Consider the following 19,315-nt stretch of genomic DNA (forward strand, 5'->3'; position numbering starts at 1 on the left):
ACAAAGAGATAGAGCGGCTCAGAGATTCCATGAAAAGCTGAAGCGCTCTAACGATCAGCGTCCATGCTTCGTTTACGCGAAGCTCTTCTTGCGCCGCTCGGCGAGTGGCGCGTCCTCGACCGCCGGCAGGCTTTGCAGCACGCGCTTGGGCGGTAGGATAGCGATGACTTCCGTGCCTTCCCGCAGCTTGGATTTCAGCATGAACTGACCGTCATGCTTGGCGAGAATGGCCTGTACGATCGGCAGCCCGAGGCCGGTGCCCTGTTCGGCGCTCTTGATGGCGATAGAGCCCTGGCCGAAGGCCGACAGCACAATCGGGATCTCCTCTTCGGGGATGCCCGGACCGTTGTCCTTGATCGCGACATATTCGCCGCCACCGGCGGTCCAGCCGACCTTGACGCTGATCTCGCCGCCCTGCGGCGTGAATTTCACCGCATTCGACAGGAGGTTGAGGATTACCTGGCGCATCGATTTCTCATCAGCCCAGACGGAAGGCAGCTGCGCTTCGAATTGCGATGAGATCGAAATGTTCTTGGCGCGGGCACGCAACTGCACCATGCCGATGCAATCCTCGGCAATATCGAGGAGAGAAATCGCTTCTTCGTTCAGCTCGTATTTGCCGGCCTCGATACGAGAAAGATCGAGGATTTCGTTGATCAGGTTGAGCAGGTGCTGGCCGGATCGATGGATATCACTTGTGTATTCGCGATAGGTCGGATTGTTGAGCGGCCCCATGACCTCCGCCGACATGACTTCGGAAAAGCCAAGGATCGCATTCAGCGGCGTTCTAAGCTCGTGCGACATGGAAGCAAGAAAGCGCGATTTGGCGAGGTTTGCTTCTTCGGCACGCCTACGGGCCTCGTCAGACATCGATTTCGCGACTTCCAGTTCCGCGATCAGATCGTCCTTCTCCGATTGGAAAGAGAGAATCTTCAGGTTCGACTGATACATGCGGTTGGTGATGAAGCTGAAGAATATCACGGCAACCGAAATGGCTGCGGTGAGGGCGATATCGGAAGGCCTTCGCGTCAGGATGGCTGCCACGGTCAGCGCTACGGTCGCCGGTGCGAAGGAAAACGGAACAGCTCGTGGCAGCATGAAGCTGGACATGGCCGTAATGCAGATTGCCGCTAGCAGGGTCGTGCCCTTGTAAAAGGCGAAACTGTCGCCGCCGCAGGTCGCGCAATTTTGCATCGCAAAAAGCGCCCAACAGAAGCCGACGAGCAATTGCCCCAGCAAAAGCAGCTGCCGCCACTTTCTGGCGCTTTCGGCTGACATTTCCTGCTTCTTGGCGCGCCGTCCGATCAGCATGTTGATGGCATGCGCCGTGAGGATCGGAATGGTCCAGAAGAGAATGCCGGCATCACGCGTCAGGTAGACGCCGAGAACAGCGACCACGATGACGAAGATCGGCACGACGGCGGCACTCTGCCGCAAGGTGTCGATATGCATCATCATCAGTTCGCGGTCGAAGTTGCGGCTATGGCCGCTTTGCAGGCGCTCGCGCGTTTGCCGCACGGCCTTCGACACAGCCCGGTTACGGTGACTGCGCGATCGGTCGACAATGTTTTTATCTGTCGATGTGCTGACGCCGTTGCTCATGGTTACATTGAAACTTAGCCTGCCTGAGGCTACATCCTAGCGTTTAAATCTTAAGAAGATGCTGCGCCGAAATGATTTGTTTGCCATCTTCGCCAAGGATTTGTTCTTAAAGGAGGCAACAACGTGATGCGGTCGGGCCGCCTGTTTCGTGACGGCGTGGTCACTTTCGCGCTGCTTGCCATTCTTGCATTATTCGCGTTGAAGATGAACAATCGACCGGAAATCGTTCAAAACGGCAGCTTTTATGTCATTGATGGCGACACGCTTTCCGCCAGTGGCGAGCGCTTGAGACTGAAAGGGATCGATGCGCCCGAATATCGGCAGCGCTGCCAACGCAATGGCGCGGATTGGGCCTGCGGCGAAGAAGCACGCAAGGCGCTTGCCACAATGATTAAGACCGGAGCGCCCGAATGTCGGGGGCGGGAGAGGGATCGCTATGGTCGCCTGTTGGTGACATGTGTCGCCGGCGATGCCGATATCAACGCCGCGATGGTGCGCAGTGGCATGGCGGTTTCTTATGGCGGCTATGCAAGCGAGGAGCGGAGCGCACGGCAGGCGAAGGCTGGGCTTTGGGCCAGTGATTTCGAGAGGCCGAGCGACTATCGGCGCGAGGAGCTTATGGCCCATGACAACGACAATGATCCGATTGCCGGATGGCTCGGCTATTTGCGCCAGCTTGCCGGTTGGAGCGCCCCATGAAGCACGAGGGCGAATTGCAAATCCTGCGTTCGGCGATTGCGGCCTGCCGTCTCTGTCGGGACGCACCGGCAAAGGGCGAGGCAGATCGCCTGCCGCATGAGCCGCGTCCGGTTGCGACACTATCATCGACTGCACGGATACTCATCGCAGGGCAGGCGCCAGGATTGCGCGTTCACGAGAGCGGCCTGCCGTTCAACGATGCCTCTGGTGACCGTTTGCGTCAGTGGCTCGCTGTGGATCGCGAGAGTTTCTACAATACGGATCATTTCGCCATAATGGGCATGGGCTTCTGCTTTCCGGGCTATGACAAGGCGGGAAGCGATCTGCCGCCGCGCAAGGAGTGCGCACCACTATGGCGGCAGCGGGCGATGGATGCGATGCCGCAGATCGAATTGATCCTGACGATCGGTCAATATGCACAGGCTTGGCATCTTGGAGCGGAGCGCATGGGTTCGATGACCGAGACGGTCGCTGAGTGGCGGCGTTATCTTCTAACCAACCGGTCGCCGTCCGTCCTGCCATTACCGCATCCGAGCTGGCGCAACAGCGGCTGGCTGAAACGTAACCCGTGGTTCGAGGCCGAGTTGCTTCCCGTATTACAACAACGTGTGAAAAGCCTGCTTCCTTGAGAAAAAGTTTCTTTTCTATCGCTTAAAATGAGCTATAGAGAGAATATAATTCGAAGGGATGCTTTAATGGACCGTCTTGACCGCAAAATCCTGCGTCTGCTGCAGGAGGATTCCACTCTGGCCGTAGCCGATCTTGCCAAGAAGGTCGGTCTCTCGACGACGCCCTGCTGGCGCCGTATTCAGAAGATGGAAGAGGATGGCGTCATTCGCCGCCGCGTGGCCTTGCTCGATCCGGAAAAGGTCAATACGAAGGTCACGGTTTTCGTGTCCATCCGCACCAATAGTCACTCCATCGAATGGCTGAAGCGTTTTTCAGAAGTGATCGCCGATTTCCCGGAAGTGGTCGAATTCTATCGCATGAGCGGTGATGTGGACTATCTGCTGCGTGTCGTCGTCCCGGATATCGCCGCCTATGATGCCTTCTACAAGCGCATGATCGCCAAGATCGAAATCCGGGATGTCTCTTCGGCTTTTGCGATGGAGCAGATCAAGTATTCGACGGAGCTGCCGCTCGATTACATGCTGTTGGAAAATGCCAAGTCCAACGAGGACTGACATAGACTGAGCGCCGCTCTGATGAGGCGCTCAGCAGAAGCTGTTGATTTCCCGGCAGCCTTTTACTTCTTGTCCAGGCGCGCGAGCAGCGAGGAGGTATCCCAGCGATTGCCTCCCATCGCCTGGACGTCGCCGTAGAACTGGTCGACGAGGGCCGTGAGCGGCAGCTTGGCCTTATTGCGGCGGGCCTCCTCGAGCACGATGCCGAGATCCTTGCGCATCCAGTCGACCGCAAAGCCGAAATCATACTTGCCTGAATTCATGGTCTTGTGGCGGTTTTCCATTTGCCAGGAACCGGCGGCGCCCTTGGAAATGACCTCCACGACCTTTTCGATATCGAGGCCGGCCTGCTTGCCGAAGTGAATGCCTTCGGCCAGGCCCTGGACGATGCCGGCGATGCAGATCTGGTTGATCATCTTGGTCAGCTGTCCCGCGCCGACAGACCCCATCAGCCCGACCATGCGGGCATAGGCGTCGATGACGGGACGAGCCTTCTCGAAGGCGGCTTCGTCACCGCCGCACATGACGGTCAGCACCCCGTTTTCCGCGCCTGCCTGTCCGCCGGAAACAGGTGCGTCGATGAAGTCGACGCCTTTTTCCTTGGCGGCTGCGTAGAGTTCGTGGGCGACTTCGGCACTTGCGGTGGTGTTGTCGATAAGAATCGAACCGGCCTTCATGCTTGAGAGGACGCCGTTCTCGCCCGCCGTCACCGAGCGCAGGTCGTCGTCATTGCCGACGCAGGTGAAGACGAAATCGGCGCCTGCAGCCGCTTCGGCCGGGGTAGGGGCGAACTTGCCATCATACTGTTTGGCCCATGCTTCAGCTTTGGTAACGGTGCGGTTATAGACGGTGACATCATGCCCGCCCTTGACCTTCAAATGCCCGGCCATGGGGTAACCCATGACGCCCATGCCGATGAATGAGACCTTTGCCATTTCATAACTCCATGACCGAATTTGTTCCGCAGGCTTAGCCGAAAGGGCACGGAGACGAAAGACCGATTTGTCGGGCAACTTGTCACCATGGCACGCGACGTGAAATCTTATTTCAAATTTCTGCATTTATTGGAATGAAATTTCGTCATCGTCGTGAATCTTCATAATATTCTTTGTCGATATAATCTATGGATTTGCGATCTTTAAGCCATCGACAACGAGCCGGTGGCCGCGGAAGCGCCGAGGCCTCATGAAAAGGGATCTTCGATGATTTCGCGCAGACAGACATTCGGCCTTCTCGGTGCGGCGGCGGTTGCCTTCGCTTTGCCTTCCGTTCGACAGTCACGTGCGGCTGCGGCGACGACGCTTCGGATCGGCTGGCAGAAGAACAGCGTATTGGCATTGGCAAAGCGTCAAGGGGCATTGGAAAAGCGGCTTTCCGATCGCGGCATATCCGTCGAATGGTCGGAATTCACATCCGGCCCGCCGCTGCTGGAAGCCCTTGGCGCGGGTGCTCTCGATTTCGGTGCGACGGGCGATGTGCCGCCGCTGTTTGCGCAGGCTGCCAACGGCAATCTGCTGTACGTCGGCATTTACACCGGCAGCCCCGAAAGCTCCGCCATTCTCGTGCGCAAGGATTCGCCGATCCAAACGCTTGCCGATCTCAAGGGAAAGAAGGTTGCCTTCAAGCGCGGCTCCAGCGCCCACAACGTCGCCGTCAAGGCGCTTCGCAAAGGCGGGCTAACGATCAGCGATATCCAGCCGCTCGATCTCACGCCGCCGGATGCAGCCGCTGCGTTCAAGACCGGTGCGATCGATGCCTGGTCGATCTGGGATCCCTATCTCGCCATTGCAGAGGCCGATCCGGATACCCGCATCCTTGCGACTGCGCGGGGCATCGTCGATTCCTTCAGCTATTTCCTGGCCAACGGCGATTTCACCAAGGATAATCCGCAGGTGATTATCGACGTCATCGACGAACTGGCCAAGGTGGGGGCGGCGGCGCAATCGGATTTGGACGGCACCGTTAAGGCCATGTCCGAAATCACCGGCGTGCCGGCCGAGGTGACGCGGGTGGTGCTGACGCGCCCTGGTGCAAATCTTGGTGGCGTCTCGACCATTACAGATGCGGCGATCACCTATCAGCAGGGGCTGGCTGACGAGTTCTATAATCTTGGCATCGTTCCGAAGAAGCTCAACGTCACGGACATCGTCTGGCGACCAAAGGCGAGCTGAGGCTGACAAGACCCACGGATATCGTCTGCGCCCCTAACACTACGGGCGCGGACTTTATGGGCAAAATATTTCGTCAAACGCCGACAATTAAAAAATCCATATTGTCGATGTAATCGATAGTCTATGCCATTATCCGGATCGAACATCGGGAGGTGGCTCCCGACCACGCGCATCCAGAAAGCAGGAAAGCTTCATGACCGCGACCGCAAAACCCATCGATTTTCTCTGGTTCATCCCGACCTCCGGTGACGGCACCTATCTGGGTACGGCCGATCTCAACCGCGGCCCGGAGATCGGCTATCTCCAGCAGATCGCGCAGGCAGTCGATCGGCTGGGTTATACGGGCGTGCTTTTGCCGACCGGCGTTTCCTGTGAAGAGTCCTTCGTGACGGCTGCAGCGCTCTCGGCGCATACGCAGAAGCTGAAGTTTCTGGTCGCTATCCGCCCGGGTACGGCCTCGCCCGCCTATTACGCCCGTCTCGCCTCGACGCTTGATCGCGTTTCGAACGGCCGCGTGTTGCTCAACATCGTCGTTGGCGGCAGCCCGGCAGAGCTCGCCGGTGACGGCATTCATCTGGAACACGATGAGCGCTACGCCCATGCCGATGAATTCTTCCATGTCTGGGAGGAGCTGTTGGAGACGGGATCGTCCACCTTCGAAGGCAAATATATCAAGGCGACGAATGCGCGGCTCGGATTGCCGCCGGTGCAGGCACCGCGCCCGCCGCTCTACTTCGGCGGATCGTCCGATGCCGGCATCGAGTTCTCTGTTGGCCGTGTTGACAAGTATCTGACCTGGGGCGAGCCGCCGGCGCAGGTCGGCGAGAAAATTGCAAAGGTGCGGGCAGCCGCTGCCAAGCGTGGACGCGAGGTCAGCTTCGGCATTCGCCTTCACTTCATCGTTCGCGAGACGGACGAAGAGGCATGGGCTGCGGCCGACAAGCTGATTTCGAAGCTCGACGACGAGACAATCCGCGAAGCGCAGGAGCAATTCGTCAACCAGTCCGACTCCGTCGGCCAGAAGCGCATGGCGGCGCTGCATGGCGGTCGCCGCGACAAGCTCGAAGTGTCGCCGAATCTCTGGGCTGGCGTCGGCCTAGTCCGTGCTGGCGCTGGTACGGCACTTGTGGGATCGCCGAAGACGGTCGCTGCAAGGCTGCGGGAATATCAGGAGCTCGGAATCGAAACCGTAATCGGCTCGGGCTATCCGCATCTGGAGGAAGCTTATCGTGTCGCAGAGCTTCTGTTCCCTGAACTGGGATTGAAGCGTGACGAGCAGCGTGCCGGGTTCCGTAACGAATTCGGCGCCAAGCAGATTTTTGCGGGCGGCAGTCATGGCGGCAATCTCAAGGTCGTTTCCGGCTCGTAACGCCAGATCAAAGGGAGATCCCCATGTCGGCATTCGACACGTCCTTCGTCCGCGTGGCCTCAGAACGGCGCGCACGCCAGGCCAGGGTCGCGCGGCAAGGTATTTCGTTCCAGAGGTTTCTGCCGTTCCTGCTGCCGGTTGTCGTTATCGCGGCATGGCAGCTGGGCTCGTCGCTTGGATGGATCTCCACCCGTATCATGCCGTCGCCGGCGGCCGTCGTGGTCGCCTTCTGGCAGACCACGATTTCGGGCCAACTCCCAAACAATATCTTGGTCAGCGCCGGCCGCGCCTTTGCCGGCCTGTTGGTTGGCGGCTCGATCGGCTTTCTGCTTGGCATCGCTAACGGCGTGTCGCGGCTGTCGGAACAGCTGACGGATACGACGCTGCAGATGCTGCGAACCATTCCGCATCTCGCCATGGTACCGCTCGTCATTCTCTGGTTCGGGATCGGCGAGGAATCCAAGCTGTTCCTGACGGCGCTCGGCGTGCTTTTCCCGATCTATCTCAACACCTATCACGGCGTGCGCAATGTCGATCGCGGGCTGATCGAGATGGGACGGGTCTACGGCATGAGCAACTGGACGCTGTTCCGGAAGGTCATCTTCCCCGGCGCACTTCCGTCCATTCTCGTCGGCTTGCGGTTTGCTCTCGGCATCATGTGGCTGACGCTCATCGTTGCCGAATCGATCGCGGCATCGTCGGGCATTGGCTACATGGCCAACAATGCCCGCGAGTTCGGCATGACTGATGTCGTGGTGCTGACGCTCGTCATCTACGCCATTCTCGGCAAGCTTGCCGATGTCGTCGCACGGGCGATCGAGCGCAGGGCTTTGCGCTGGAATCCGGCCTATCGGAATTGAGGAGCTTTCCATGAGCGTCAACACACTCGATCGCCCACGGGCAGAGGCCGCAGATATCACGCCGCAAGTTGCGGGTGCTGCGGCTATCCACATCAAGGGTCTTGAGAAGAGTTTCGGCAACAACCGCGTCCTGCGCGGCATCGATCTCGATATTCCCGCTGGTCAGTTCGTCGCCGTCATCGGCAAGAGCGGCTGCGGCAAGAGCACTCTGCTGCGCATCCTGATGGGGCTGGAAGAGCCGAGCGCAGGCCATCTTCGCTTTGAAGCGGTCGATGGTGGTTACACACAGCCCAATACACGCATCGTCTTTCAGGAGCCGCGGCTGCTGCCCTGGCTTTCCGTCGCCGACAATGTTGCGGTGGGCCTGGGCGAGGGCGTGCCGCAAAACGTATCGAAGAAGGAAACGGCTTCGGTTCTCTCCGAGGTACAGCTTGCCGAGAAGGTAGACGAATGGCCATCCAGCCTTTCCGGTGGACAGAGGCAGCGCGTGGCGCTGGCCCGTGCGCTCGTCAGCAAACCCGGTATCCTCGCGCTTGATGAGCCGCTCGGTGCGTTGGATGCTTTGACCCGCATCAGCATGCAGGAGCTGCTGAACCGCGTTTGGCGCGAGCTCGGCTTTACCGCCGTGCTCGTGACGCACGATGTCAGTGAAGCCGTGCACCTGGCCGATCGGGTTGTTGTGCTGGACGAGGGCCGGATCGTGCTCGATCTCGACATTCCCTATCCGCATCCCCGCCGTCACGGCAATCCGGCGCTCGCAGAGCTCGAAGGGCAGCTGCTGGGGGCAATCCTCGGTGATGCGCGGGCTTAATTCGGCCTGCTATCGTCTCCCTCGACATAGAGCTTGAGATTATCGAAGCCGATTTCCGTGCCCATGAGGCGCGAACCGTTGTCGCTGTAGCCGTCGAGGAACGCGACCTGTTCGACGAAGGTCATTTTCGTGCCGCCGGGCTCGGGGGCGAAGCTGACCGTTGCGAGCGATACGGAGATTCTGACGTCGTCGAGCATCATGTCGAAGGCGTAGATGAAACGCTCATTCTGAACTATGTCGATATATCGCGCCTGATAGGCATGAATGACGCCCTCGGTTGAGGCGACGCGACTGCTTTCGCTGCCGCCGGCACGGAAATCGAGCTGGAACTCCAGCGACTTCCAATCGCCATGGCAAGCGAACCATTGCTGCTTCTGTTCCGGTATTGTCCAGGCATTGAAGACTTTCGGCAGGGGTGCTTTGAAATGACGCTCTATGGTGATCGTCGTATGATCTGTCGATCTTATGCTCATTCGTCTGTCGTCTCCGTCGATGTGTCTGCCAGAAATATGTCGAGCCGGTCGAAGGCCTGGTTCCAGGATGCTTTGCGCTCGGCAATCCAGCGTTCGACGGCTGCCAGCGCTTCCTTGCGCAGATGATAGGTGCGCACTCGTCCGGCCTTTTCCGACAGCACCAGTCCGCTCGTTTCCAGCACCTGCAGATGTTTCATCACGGTCGGCAGCGCCATGTCGAGCGGCTGCGCCAGCTCCGTGACGGAAGCCGGTCCACGCCCGAGCCTGTCAATCATGCCGCGGCGGCTTTGATCGGACAGGGCCTGGAACATGCGGTCGAGCGCCTGCGATTCTTCAAGCATTCGGCTTTTCCGGCCGGAACTGCGCCGGCAGCTTGTCACTATAAGGGTACATATGGAAATAAGGCATTGCTTCCTGCAGGACGCGGGCGAAGGAAGGGCGCTCGACGAGGCGTCTATAATATGCCTTCAGCCGATCATGCTCTTCGCCAAAGGGGACAAGGGTTTCAGCATAGAAGAGAGCCGGCGCGGCGGCGCAATCGGCCATGGTCAGGCTGTCGCCGGTGATCCAGATCTTTCCGTCCAGCTGCTTTTCGATCATGCCATAAGCCGTGCGCAGCAAGGTCTCGGCATCGGCGACGCTTTGCGGGCGCTTGTCCCTTTCTGCCCGGCGCGCGTCCGCGACGATCGCTTGCATCGGCTCCTGCACATAGAGATCGAAAAAGCGATCCCAGAGCCGGACGCACAGGGCATCCGAAAGTTCGGTCGGCAACAGTTGCGTTGCGCCGGGATAATGCCGGTCGAGATATTCGATGATGATGCTGGTCTCGGGAACGGTGCTGTCGAGGGCTTCGTCGCGAAGCACCGGAAATTTTGCGAGCGGCCAGAGGCGCACCAGCGCGGCGCGCGATTCCGCATTGCCGAGATCGATGATGCGGCTTTCGAACGGCGTCCCGTTTTCATAGAGCGCCATCAACACCTTGTGACAAAAGGAGGCGAGGGGATGCTGGTAGAGAATAAGGGACATGCGGCGACCTTTCTAAGATCAAGATTCGAGCTGATACTTATCTGAATGGCTAAGTATCAGCTCGCCGGTCGCCGCGCAAGGAAATAGTTATCCAAATGGATAACTATTTCCGATGGGATGTATTTTGCCTCAATCGGCGAGACGACGGGCAATGACCAGATGACCCGGGGTCGGCTGGCCATCTTCCATACGGACGTTGATGTCGGTGATTTCGACGAGTTCGAAGCCGGTCGCAGTCAGCCTTTCGCGCACATAGGCTTCGGAATGGGCAAAGCGCTGGTGAGGGCCGACTATATAGGGACGTCCTGCCATGGTCGCCTCAGGCAGGGTCTCCGAAGAGAAGATGAAGAGGCCGCCCGGTGTCATGTTTTCGGCGGCGCCGAAGAAGAGGGGTTCCAGCGCACCGAGATAGGGCAGGACATCAGTCGCGGTGATCAGATCGAAGGCTTCCTCGTCATTGTCGTCGAGAAAATCCTCGACCTCGGCAACGAAGAGCGTTTCGTAAATATCCTTTTCATGGGCGACTTCGACCATGTTTTCGGAAATGTCGATGCCAGTGATATCCTCGGCGATATCGCGCAGCGTGCCGCCGGTGAGGCCAGTACCGCAGCCGAGGTCGAGCATACGCTTGAAGGGACCGAGGCCGAGAGCCTGCAGGCGCTGGCGCACGAGAACCGGGACGTGGTAGCCGAGCTGCTCCACCAGCACATCCTCGAAAACCTCGGCATGCTGGTCGAACAGGGTTTCGACATAGGCGTCCGGCGCCTTGGCCGGCGTCTCGCCGCGTCCCATCGAGGCGATGCGCACGGCTGCTCCACCATGGTCTTCCGGATCGAGAGCCAGCACCTTCTCATAGGCCTGAACCGCAGCGTCGATATCGCCCGCCTTCTCCAGTGCCAATGCCTGGTTATAGGCTTCCGCAAGCGCGTCTTCGTCGATCTTCTTCTTTGCCATGAGTGACAGCCCTTCCATTCGTCACGCAGGCATTAAGGCGCTTGATCGGCTTTTGCAATGCTTGCCGTGTCGCCCAGCGGGCGCACTGGTGATGCCGAAGACCCGATGCGGCTAATGCAGGATGAATTCGCCCTTCACGGCTCGCCATTCGGTCGCTGAAATCAGCTTGCGATGGACATAGCGCACGGAATGCAGCGGGCCATCCAGCGTTTCCTGCCAGAATTTCAGGAAGCCGCGCATTTCCGGGAAGTTCGGGGCGAGATCATAATCCTGCCAGATATAGGTCTGCAGGAATTGCGGATGATCGGGCAGGCGGTAGAAGATCTGCGCCGTCGTCAACCCATAACCCAGCAACTGCTTTTGCATGTCGTTATGCATGAGCTTTCTCTTTCCGTTCCCATTCTTGTTCGTGACTCATGGTCACTCAAATATGGAAACAACAGATGGTAAACTCAAGCTTTACAAAAATGTCATGATGGAAATTTATTCACAGAAATCAATGTATTAGCAGCGACTGCATGGGAGTGCTGCCAAGGCTGCGCCCAGGCGCAGCCTTGGCAGGATCAGCGCTTGAGGTGCCGTGTCAGCCCGCCTTCCATCCGCGCCCAGCCGTTTCGCATGAGTTCGACAATCACGAGATAGAAGATCGCAGCCCAGAGATAGATCTGGTAGTCGTAGGTCCGCGAGAAGGCGTAGCGTGTTTCGCCCATCAGGTCGAAGACCGTAATAATGGAGACGGTTGCCGAACTCTTGATCAGCAGGATGATCTCGTTGCCATAGGGGCGCAGCGCCACGATGAGCGCTTGTGGAATGATGATCTTGCGGAAGGCGATCCAGGTATGGATACCAAGGGCGCTGGCCGCTTCCCGCTGGCCCTTCGGTACGCTCTGAATGGCGCCCCGGACGATTTCCGTCTGATAAGCCGCCGTGTTCAGCGTCATGGCGAAAACGCCGCAATAGAAGGGGTCCTTGAAGAACCACCAGAGGCCGATATCCTCGAAGAACCAGCGAAAGCTCGGGAAACCGTAATAGACCATGAAAATCTGCGCCAGCAGCGGCGTGCCGCGGAACAGATAGACATAGCAATAGGTCAGCGTGCTCAGGATCTTGTTGCTCGACATACGGGCAAAGGCCAGCGGTATCGAGAGAATCGCGCCGAGGATAAAGGATGTTGCGACCAGCTTGACCGTGATCCAGAGACCGTGAAGCAGCCGCGGCCCATAGGTTTCGAGCTTGTCGACATCCCACCCGCTTATAATCATTGCCAGCAGCGAAATACCGAGAATGGCCCAGAGGGTCAGAAAAAAATAACCGGCGATGCGCGCCTTGGACAGCTTCGTGACCGTCTTCGGCGGTGCCGGCTGCGCGGCGATCAGAACTTCGGCATGGCTCATCGATGGACCTCCGCGCGTTTAGCCCATCGATCGAGATAGAAGAGGCCGACGGAAGAGATGACGGCCAGTGTCAGATAAAACAGGCAGGCGATGGAATAGAAGGTGAAGGGCGCCTTGGTGGCGCGAACGGCAATCCCCGTCTGCCTGATGATATCGGCAAGGCCGATGATGGACACGTAAGACGTATCCTTCAGCAGGTTCATCCAGAGGTTCCCGAGATTTGGCAGGGAAATACGCACCAGTTGCGGCACGATGATAAGCCGCATGGTTCGCGCTCGATGAAATCCAAGTGCATCGCCTGCCTCATATTGACCTTTGGGAATGGCTTTGAAGGCAGAGAGGAGGACTTCCGAGCAATAGGCGGAAAAGACGATTGCCAGCGCCACCATGCCGGCCGCGAAGGCGTTGATCTCAACGGGGCCGTCATAACCGAATTTGGCGAGCACGGACTGCAAGAGGATCTGCATGCCATAGTAGATGATGAAGAGCGTCAGCAGCTCCGGCAGGCCACGGAAAATCGTCGTGAAGACGCCAGCGGCGAGCCTCAGCGATTTCTCTTCCGATTGCTGCGCCAGCGCGACGAAGAACCCGATGACGATGCCGAGCGGCAGCGTCAGGACGGAGACGGTGATGGTGATCTTCAAGCCACCGGCTAGCTCGTCGCCCCATCCCGTGTCGCCACAGGCGAGCATCGTATTTTGGCCGAACAGAGTGAACAGTCCGGCCGGACCACACAATGGGTCAAAAATCGTACTCAACCAGGTCCACAAGGAACCAAGGGCGGAAAACAATCCGCTCATGCCATATTTCCCCTAGCGGCTTTTGCCGCGTTTCTGCTTATATTCATCTCGTTGTCAAACAAAAACGGCGGAAGGGCAAGCTTCCGCCGTCGTCTTTTCCCAGGGAATCGACGGGCGATCAATCGCCGTAGACGTCGAAATCGAAATACTTGTCCTGGATCTTCTTGTAGGTGCCGTCAGCGCGGATCGCAGCGATCGCGGCGTTCAGCTTGTCCTTGAGGGCCGCATCGCCCTTGCGGATGGCGATGCCTGCACCGACGCCGTTGATGACCGGGTCGCTTTTCAGCGTGCCGAGCATCTTGCAGCAATTGCCTGCATCGGACTTCACCCATTCGGACAGCACGACGACGTCGTCGATGGCTGCATCGATACGGCCGTTGCTGAGGTCGAGCTTGTATTCGTCAGCCGACGGATAGAGCTTGAGCTCGGCATCCTTCAGGTGGGCGGACGCATAGTTGGCATGCGTCGTGGAGGACTGTGCGCCGATCGTCTTGCCCTTCAGGGCTTCGTCGGTCGCTTCCTTGAGAGTGGAGTCCTTCGGAATGGCGATTGCCGGCGGCGTGTTGTAAATCTTGTTGGTGAAGTCGACGATCTTCTCGCGCTCGGGCGTGATCGACATGGACGAGATGATCGCGTCGAACTTCTTGGCCTGCAGGGCGGGAATGATGCCGTCGAAATCCTGGTTCACGAAGGTGCACTTGACCTTCATGTGATCGCAAAGCGCATTGGTTATATCGATATCGAAGCCGGTGAACTTGCCGCCGGCGTCAAGCGATTCGAAAGGCGGGTAGGTCGCGTCCGTGCCGAAGACGATCGTGTCGCCATCGGCAAGCGCCGCGCCGGCGACGAGCGACATTGCGGCGAAGGACGCGGCGGCAATAAGACGAGTGGAGATGCGCATATTGACCCTCTCTGTTGGTGGCCGGCAGCCCATTATTGTTTTTGGCAGACGGCTCGAGTGGAGCGGGCTGGTGGCCCGCCTCGCGGCGATATTCGTACTTTTTTTTGGGAAAATGCAACTGGAATTACAAAGGCAATCTGCCTTTGCGCAATGCCGCCGTAATGCACGCGCTACACAGGCAAATCTGAATGTAAGCCATCCATTGCGTTCAGGCAGGGTTAATTACGGCAACCTAATAGTGCGGGAACATATAGCGGCTTGCCGCGATTCAGCCTCATGAGAACCGAAAATTGGCCGGGTTCCTGAGGCAATCGCCTTGCCGCTCAGATTCGCAATTCGGCGGACAAAGATCATAAGAGGAGACCCCTATGGGAAAGCGATCCAGACTATTTGCCAGCGCCGCGTTTCCGCTGCTTTCGCTATCGCTCGCCTTCGAGCCGGTAGCAGCCGCGGCCCTTCGTGAACAGCCAATCGTACCGCTGAACAACGGCATCGCCGGCGCAGCCGCGACCGCCGCAGATACAAGTTTCGAGGTGGCGCAGCAGGAGGCGCCGGCAGCTCAGCCCGATGAAGAGCAGCTCAAGCACAAGAAGCCTGCCGAAGGCGGGGAGGGCCAGAAGCATCAGGGTGGTGGCGAGCAGCAGCACCAGATGAAGCAGGCTGAGCCCGAGGGTGAGCCGCAGCAGAAGGCGCCGAAGCAGCAACAGCCGGAAGCGCAGCCGCCGAAGGCCGAGCATCAGCAGCCCGCGGAGCAGGGGCAGCCGAAGCCGCAGAAGCAGCAGCCGGCCGCAGAGGCGCCGCCTGAGCCTCCGAAGAAGCAACGTCAGCAACCCGCCGAAGAGCCTCAGGCACAGCCCGAAGCCAAACCGCAGCCTAAGGCTGTCGCTCCCCAGGCAGAGCCGGAAGCACCGCAGCCGAAGCCGAAGGTCAAGCAGCCCGAAGCCAAGCAGCCTGTGGAGCAAGAGCAACCGAAGCCGCAAAAGCAGCAGCCGGCCGAAGCGCCGCAGCCGAAGGTAGAGCAGCAGCCTGCTACGGAAGCGCAGCCGGAGGCCAAGCCGGAGCCGAAGGTCAAGCCTGGTTCGAAGGCGCAGCAGCCGGCTCCGGGCGAAAAGCAGGCTCCCGTCGCGGGCGAACAGCCGAATCAGGGGGCCCAGCCTGGAAAGCAGGCGCAGCCCGAACAGAACGCTCAACCCAAGCTGCAAGGTCAGACCGAGGCTCCGGCAAAGCAGCCCACCGAGCAGCAGCCGGCACCGGCCGGTGAACCTGCTCAGGGACATAAGGTACAGCCGGGAACGCAGCCTCAGACGCAGGCACAGCCCGGAACGCCTGCGACCCCTGGCGCTGAGCAGGGGCAGAAGCAGGGTGGGGACAAGACCCACGGCAAACAGCCGCAGAACCAGCAACAAGGCGAGCAGCCCGCCGCCAATCCGCAGCAGCCGGCCCAGCAGGGCACGCCGCAAGGACAGCCAGCACAGGCTGGCAACCCGGCAACGCCGCAGCCTGGGAAGCAGCAACCGGCCAATGGCGCCGCGACGCCGGCTCAAGCTGGTGCAGCGGCTCCCGCCGCCAACGGCAATGGCCAGCAGGCTGGCGAAATCCAGCTGCCTCCCGCCGAGCAGGTCTCGCCGCAGGAACTGGAGCGCCGTAAGAAGATCGCGGAGAATCCCGCCTCCGCCAATGGTCCCGTTATCCTGCCCGTCGAAAACGGAAGCGCGGTTCTGGACAGCCAGAAGGATGCGGTTCGTCGTGGTGAGCATCTAAACAATGGGCAGAATCCCGCTGCCCCAGGCGCCCAGGGTGGTCGCGGACAGGCGGGTCAGGCTTCGCAGAGCGGGCAGGCCCAGACCGCCCCGGCCCAGCAGCCGCCACCGGCTTACACCAAGCCGCCGACCTCCGATGCTGAGGCCCAGCGCGCGGCAGCCGGCGGCCAACCGCAACCTCCGGTCAAGATGGAAGCCGTAACCAGCGAGCAGGGTCGTCGCATCGACCGCCGGCCGGACTTCGCCGCGCCACAGGGAACGACGGTGCAGACCATCATCAATCAGGACAACCGGACCATCGTCAACGTCGACAACACCTATGTCGTTCGTCACGATGATAGCGAGCGCTTCATTCGAGGCGGTGAGCGGCCGGTCTACGAACAACTGCCGCGTGACCGCTACCGCGAGACGATCGATCAGCCCGACGGCGATCGCGTCATCACGATCCGCAACCGCTACGGCGACATCATCCAGCGCTCGCGCATCGATGCAAGCGGCCGCGAATATGTGCTGTTCTACTCGCCGGAACTGGAAAGTCGTCCTGACAATGACGACTACTACCGCGATCCGGGTGAAGATCTGCCGCCGATGCGCCTGCTCATTCCGTTGAGCCAGTACATCATCGATACGGCATCGAACCGCAATGCCGACTATTACGACTTTCTGCGGGAGCCGCCGGTCGAGCCGGTCGAGCGCATCTATTCGGTCAATGAAGTCCGTTATTCGGCTCGTATCCGCGACAAGATCCGCCGTATCGACCTCGATACTATCACCTTCGCGACCGGCAGCGCCGAGATTCCGATGTCGCAGGCGAGCACCCTTCGCGGTGTCGCCGATGGCATGTTGAAGATCATCAAGCGCGATCCGACAGAAACCTTCCTGATCGAGGGCCATACGGATGCGGTGGGTTCGGCCCAAAGCAATCTGATCCTGTCGGACCAACGCGCGGAATCGGTCGCCAACGTGCTGACGGATGTCTACGGCATTCCTGCCGAAAACCTGGTCACCCAGGGCTACGGCGAGCAGTATCTCAAGGTGAATACGCTCGGCCCGTCGCAGGAAAACCGCCGCGTCACCATTCGCCGCATCACGCCGCTGGTGCGTCCGGTGGCATCGAACCGCTAAGGGATCAGCTTATAGCTTGATAGTAAGGGCCGCCGGGAAACCGGCGGCCCTTCTCATTTCGACGGGCCCTCGAGGCCGACCTTTGCAGCGATGAAATCGGCAATTGCGACCGTATCGTCGAGGTTGAAAACGGCAAGAGAACCGGCGTCTTCAACAGGGTGGTCGGCGGCGATGGCGACGATGTGACGGTCCTGCGGGGCGAGCGGTTCGCGCTTAACCGCTTCCAGTCGGCGCGCCTCGATTTTCGGGATGGGTTCGCGCTTGTAACCCTCGATCAAGACGAGGTCGCAGGGAGCGAGACGCGTCAGTATTTCTTCGAAGCTCGGTTCGGGCGCGCCGCGCAATTCGTGCATGATGGCATAGCGCGTGCCGGAGACGATGGTGACTTCATGCGCGCCGGCCTCGCGATGACGAAAGCTGTCGGCGCCCACCTTGTCTATATCGAAATCATGATGCGCATGCTTGATGGTCGAGATGCGATAGCCGCGCTGGGTGAACTCCGTGACCAGCCTCACCGCAAGCCCTGTCTTGCCGGAATTCTTCCAGCCGGCGATGCCGAAGATTTTGGGCCGAGATTTCGTCATGGCATGTCTTCCAAAGCTGCCAGCCATGTCTCCGCTTCGGCGAGATCGGCTGGCGTATTGATGTTGAAGAAGGGATCGAGAGGCCCGATTGCCGTTTCGACCGCGGCGAATTCCACCCGCTGCACTTTATGTCGAGCGAGGAAATCCCTGACGCGCCGTTTGTCGTCGGAGGAGATCCATAGTTCCAGATCGGCGGTGGCGGAGACGGGCCAGAGACCGAAAACAGGATGATCCTGACCGAGTGATGCGGCAATGGCAATCTCATCGGGGCCGTGAATGACATGGGCAAGGCGCGCGACAAGATCGGAAGGAAAGAACGGGGTGTCGATGGGGATGGTGGCGATGTGCGAGGCCTCAGGGTGATGTAACTGCGCGTCCTGCAAAGCAGCGAGCACACCTGCAAGCGGCCCTAATTTACCGGGAATTCTATCCGGAATGAGCCGCATCCCCATGGCGTTAGGCCAATCGGCATCGGCATTCAGTGCGATCGGTTTGAGCTGCCGTTGCCCGATCTTCGACGCGATACGAGCGATCAGGCTTTCGCCGGCGAGCATTGCAAAGGCCTTGTTGGCGCCCATGCGGCTGGAACGGCCGCCGGCAAGCAGAACGACGGGAATATCTTCGGGAGTGGCGATGAAGTCGGACATGATTGCGACCTCAGGCGGGAACGCGGGGTTCTGATTCCTGCGCGACAGGCTCGGCCGCCCGCCGTCTGCTTTCGCGATAGAAAGTATAGATACCGGAGGCGATGACAATGGCTGCGCCGAAGACAGACCATCCGTCCGGCACTTCGCCGAAGGCGATCAATCCGAGCAGAGCCGACCAGATGAGACTGAGATAACGGAACGGCGCGACGAAAGAGATTTCGCCCGAGCGCATGGCCAATATGACGCCCTGGTAGCCGATCAGCACCAGAACGGAGGCCAGCAGGATCTGCAGGAGCGACGTCGTGCTGGCCGGCTGCCAGCCGCCGAAGGGGATGATGCACAATGCTCCGAATATGGATATGGAAATTGCGGTGCAGAGCGTGACCATCAACGACGGCACGTCCTTGTCTATGCAGCGTGTCGCCAGATCGCGGGCGGCGGTTGCAAACATGCAGGCGATAGCAAGGAGGGCGGCCGTCGTGAACCCGTCACGGCCGGGCCTGATGATGATCAGCACGCCGACGAAGCCGACGGCAATCGCCGTCCATCGCCTCCATCCCACTGGCTCCTTCAAGAAGATCATCGCGCCAAGCGTCACGGCAAGCGGAACAGCCTGCTGGATAGCGGAGGCATTGGCGATGGGCATCATTCCGAGGGCGGTGATGTAGGTCGCTGCCGCCAGAGCTTCGCAGGCGATGCGCAGCGCAATCATCGGCTGCAGGATGACGCGCCAATTGCGCAGGGCGCCCATTCGACGGGCAAGCAGATACACAAAAAAACTCGTGAACAAGCCGCGGATGAAGATGATCTCGCCTGCATTCATCGTGGCGATGACGGTCTTGGACAGCGCATCGCTGCAGGAGAAGCCGGCCATGGAGGCCGCCATGAAGAGCGCGCCCTGCGTATTCTTGGTCAGTCGCATGAGAAAGATGAGTCCCCCAATATACCCATCTGG

21 protein-coding genes are annotated in these 19,315 nt (G+C 59.5%); 8 read left to right on the forward strand and 13 right to left on the reverse strand.

Translation table 11 applies throughout. The features are described 5' to 3' along the window. Positions 1–72: 72 nt before the first annotated feature. Positions 73–1,602, reverse strand: a complete 1,530-nt coding sequence (locus FHT73_RS03610; RefSeq protein WP_183709860.1) for a HAMP domain-containing sensor histidine kinase — start codon at positions 1,600–1,602, stop codon at positions 73–75. Between the two features lie 126 nt (positions 1,603–1,728). Between FHT73_RS03610 and FHT73_RS03615 the strand changes: the two genes are divergently transcribed. From FHT73_RS03615 to FHT73_RS03625, 3 genes are all read left to right on the forward strand, one after another. Further along, positions 1,729–2,301: a thermonuclease family protein gene (locus FHT73_RS03615; protein ID WP_210290243.1), complete on the forward strand. Its 573-nt coding sequence runs from the start codon at positions 1,729–1,731 to the stop codon at positions 2,299–2,301. Further along, entirely contained in the window at positions 2,298–2,930 is a 633-nt protein-coding gene (locus FHT73_RS03620) for a uracil-DNA glycosylase family protein (RefSeq protein ID WP_183709864.1), read from the forward strand. The genes FHT73_RS03615 and FHT73_RS03620 overlap by 4 nt, the downstream gene beginning before the upstream one ends. 66 nt (positions 2,931–2,996) lie before the next feature. Continuing rightward, positions 2,997–3,485, forward strand: a complete 489-nt coding sequence (locus FHT73_RS03625; RefSeq protein WP_069613098.1) for an Lrp/AsnC family transcriptional regulator — start codon at positions 2,997–2,999, stop codon at positions 3,483–3,485. Positions 3,486–3,547: 62 nt separating this feature from the next. Here the strand turns inward: FHT73_RS03625 and FHT73_RS03630 are convergent, their stop codons facing one another. Beyond that, complete coding sequence (locus FHT73_RS03630) at positions 3,548–4,546, reverse strand: NAD(P)-dependent oxidoreductase (RefSeq protein WP_281409857.1); 999 nt, start codon at positions 4,544–4,546, stop codon at positions 3,548–3,550. A 141-nt stretch (positions 4,547–4,687) separates the two neighbouring features. Between FHT73_RS03630 and FHT73_RS03635 the strand changes: the two genes are divergently transcribed. The 4 genes from FHT73_RS03635 to FHT73_RS03650 all read left to right on the forward strand — a co-directional run bounded on the left by FHT73_RS03635 (position 4,688) and on the right by FHT73_RS03650 (position 8,696). Beyond that, entirely contained in the window at positions 4,688–5,656 is a 969-nt protein-coding gene (locus FHT73_RS03635; RefSeq protein ID WP_183709874.1) for an aliphatic sulfonate ABC transporter substrate-binding protein, read from the forward strand. A gap of 193 nt (positions 5,657–5,849) precedes the next feature. Beyond that, the gene (ssuD, locus tag FHT73_RS03640) at positions 5,850–7,025 is read left to right on the forward strand and encodes an FMNH2-dependent alkanesulfonate monooxygenase (protein ID WP_183709875.1); all 1,176 of its coding nucleotides are present in this window, start codon (positions 5,850–5,852) and stop codon (positions 7,023–7,025) included. Between the two features lie 23 nt (positions 7,026–7,048). After that, the gene (ssuC, locus tag FHT73_RS03645) at positions 7,049–7,885 is read left to right on the forward strand and encodes an aliphatic sulfonate ABC transporter permease SsuC (RefSeq protein WP_183709877.1); all 837 of its coding nucleotides are present in this window, start codon (positions 7,049–7,051) and stop codon (positions 7,883–7,885) included. A 10-nt stretch (positions 7,886–7,895) separates the two neighbouring features. Then, on the forward strand, positions 7,896–8,696 hold the full coding sequence (locus FHT73_RS03650) for an ATP-binding cassette domain-containing protein (protein WP_183709879.1): 801 nt from the start codon (positions 7,896–7,898) through the stop codon (positions 8,694–8,696). On the opposite strand, the gene FHT73_RS03655 is transcribed toward FHT73_RS03650, so the two are convergent. The 8 genes from FHT73_RS03655 to FHT73_RS03690 all read right to left on the reverse strand — a co-directional run bounded on the left by FHT73_RS03655 (position 8,693) and on the right by FHT73_RS03690 (position 14,244). Continuing rightward, positions 8,693–9,169 carry an SRPBCC family protein gene (locus FHT73_RS03655; RefSeq protein WP_183709881.1) on the reverse strand — a complete coding sequence of 159 codons (477 nt, stop codon included), beginning with the start codon at positions 9,167–9,169 and terminating at the stop codon, positions 8,693–8,695. The genes FHT73_RS03650 and FHT73_RS03655 overlap by 4 nt on opposite strands. After that, positions 9,166–9,510, reverse strand: coding sequence for a metalloregulator ArsR/SmtB family transcription factor (locus tag FHT73_RS03660; RefSeq protein WP_183709883.1), 345 nt, complete (start codon positions 9,508–9,510; stop codon positions 9,166–9,168). Before FHT73_RS03660 ends, FHT73_RS03655 begins: the two co-directional genes overlap by 4 nt. Further along, entirely contained in the window at positions 9,503–10,195 is a 693-nt protein-coding gene (locus tag FHT73_RS03665; RefSeq protein ID WP_112606283.1) for a glutathione S-transferase family protein, read from the reverse strand. Before FHT73_RS03665 ends, FHT73_RS03660 begins: the two co-directional genes overlap by 8 nt. 129 nt (positions 10,196–10,324) lie before the next feature. After that, positions 10,325–11,149 carry a methyltransferase domain-containing protein gene (locus FHT73_RS03670; protein WP_183709885.1) on the reverse strand — a complete coding sequence of 275 codons (825 nt, stop codon included), beginning with the start codon at positions 11,147–11,149 and terminating at the stop codon, positions 10,325–10,327. 111 nt (positions 11,150–11,260) lie between these two features. Then, the gene (locus tag FHT73_RS03675) at positions 11,261–11,527 is read right to left on the reverse strand and encodes an aspartate-semialdehyde dehydrogenase (RefSeq protein WP_183709887.1); all 267 of its coding nucleotides are present in this window, start codon (positions 11,525–11,527) and stop codon (positions 11,261–11,263) included. 185 nt (positions 11,528–11,712) lie between these two features. Further along, a complete protein-coding gene (locus tag FHT73_RS03680) occupies positions 11,713–12,543 on the reverse strand; it encodes an ABC transporter permease (protein ID WP_112334674.1) in 831 nt (276 codons plus the stop codon). Further along, a complete protein-coding gene (locus tag FHT73_RS03685) occupies positions 12,540–13,343 on the reverse strand; it encodes an ABC transporter permease (RefSeq protein WP_095435085.1) in 804 nt (267 codons plus the stop codon). Before FHT73_RS03685 ends, FHT73_RS03680 begins: the two co-directional genes overlap by 4 nt. Positions 13,344–13,461: 118 nt before the next feature. Next, positions 13,462–14,244, reverse strand: coding sequence for a lysine/arginine/ornithine ABC transporter substrate-binding protein (locus tag FHT73_RS03690; protein WP_015340138.1), 783 nt, complete (start codon positions 14,242–14,244; stop codon positions 13,462–13,464). Between the two features lie 368 nt (positions 14,245–14,612). On the opposite strand from FHT73_RS03690, the gene FHT73_RS03695 reads away from it, so the two are divergent. Further along, positions 14,613–17,129: an OmpA family protein gene (locus FHT73_RS03695; RefSeq protein WP_183709889.1), complete on the forward strand. Its 2,517-nt coding sequence runs from the start codon at positions 14,613–14,615 to the stop codon at positions 17,127–17,129. Positions 17,130–17,182: 53 nt separating this feature from the next. On the opposite strand, the gene mobB is transcribed toward FHT73_RS03695, so the two are convergent. Genes mobB through FHT73_RS03710 form a run of 3 tightly spaced genes read right to left on the reverse strand, consistent with a single transcriptional unit; the run spans position 17,183 to position 19,282 of the window. Next, on the reverse strand, positions 17,183–17,713 hold the full coding sequence (gene mobB, locus FHT73_RS03700) for a molybdopterin-guanine dinucleotide biosynthesis protein B (RefSeq protein ID WP_183709891.1): 531 nt from the start codon (positions 17,711–17,713) through the stop codon (positions 17,183–17,185). Continuing rightward, positions 17,710–18,360 (reverse strand): molybdenum cofactor guanylyltransferase MobA, encoded by a 651-nt coding sequence (gene mobA / locus FHT73_RS03705; protein ID WP_183709893.1) that lies wholly within the window; start codon positions 18,358–18,360, stop codon positions 17,710–17,712. The genes mobB and mobA overlap by 4 nt, the downstream gene beginning before the upstream one ends. Before the next feature lie 10 nt (positions 18,361–18,370). Then, complete coding sequence (locus tag FHT73_RS03710) at positions 18,371–19,282, reverse strand: DMT family transporter (RefSeq protein ID WP_183709895.1); 912 nt, start codon at positions 19,280–19,282, stop codon at positions 18,371–18,373. Between the last annotated feature and the right edge of the window lie 33 nt (positions 19,283–19,315).

The organism is Rhizobium sp. BK098, assembly GCF_014193155.1.
Lineage (GTDB): Bacteria > Pseudomonadota > Alphaproteobacteria > Rhizobiales > Rhizobiaceae > Rhizobium.